This window comes from Streptomyces sp. MBT65, from assembly GCF_016612545.1.
In the GTDB taxonomy this organism is placed as follows: domain Bacteria; phylum Actinomycetota; class Actinomycetes; order Streptomycetales; family Streptomycetaceae; genus Streptomyces.
This window is the reverse complement of the sequence record NZ_JAENRY010000701.1, coordinates 1-737: the sequence shown is the minus strand read 5'-3', so window position 1 is coordinate 737 and position 737 is coordinate 1. Positions and strand designations below refer to the sequence as shown.

1 protein-coding gene is annotated in these 737 nt (G+C 72.6%); it reads left to right on the top strand.

All coding sequences use genetic code 11. The features are described 5' to 3' along the window. The first annotated feature begins 185 nt into the window (after positions 1 to 185). On the top strand, positions 186 to 659 hold the full coding sequence (locus JHN63_RS51680; protein WP_200692028.1) for a potassium channel family protein: 474 nt from the start codon (positions 186 to 188) through the stop codon (positions 657 to 659). The last annotated feature ends 78 nt before the right edge of the window (positions 660 to 737 follow it).

Below are 737 nucleotides of genomic sequence, written 5' to 3'. Positions count from 1 at the left end.
GGGGTGGTGGGGCGTCGTGCGGGTGCGGGTGGCGCGGGTGCGTTCGGTCGGGCAGCGAAGCACTGCCCCCAGCGCACAACGCCGCAGGTCGTACGGCAACTCGAACGCCCCGCCCGGCATGCCCGCGTTCGCGCCCGCCCCGACACTGGCCGCAGGCCCCGCCGCCGTGACGCGAAGGAGTGACCATGCTGCCCGGATTCCTCACCAGGGCGGTCGAGTTGCTGCTCGGCAGGGAGGGCCGCTCGCTCCACCTGAAGACGGCGGGCACGGCGACGGTGGTCCTTGGCGGGGTGATGCTGGTCGGCTCCTGGGCGGTGGTCGCCGCCGAACACGGAGCGCGCGGCGCCAATCTGACGACGTACCCGAGGGCGTTGTGGTGGTCGATCGAGACGGCGACGACCGTCGGGTACGGGGATTTCTTCCCGGTGACGTTGTGGGGCCGCGTCGTCGGCTCGGTGGTGATGGTCGCCGGCATCACCACGTACGGCCTCGTCACGGCGGCCCTGGCCACGTGGTTCGTCGGCCGGGAACAGCGCCGTCGGCATCAACTCGTGCACGGGGCGGAGGAGTTGGGCGAGGAGGCGGTGCGCGCGCTGCATGCGCGCTTCGATCGGCTGGAGCGGATGGTGGGTGGGAAGGGCGAGGAATCGGGAGGGTGACGGCTCGGGAGGCTGAGGACTCGGGCGGGTGAGGTGCGGGGGAGAGCGGTGTACCGGCACGAGGGGTGGGGCGTGCGT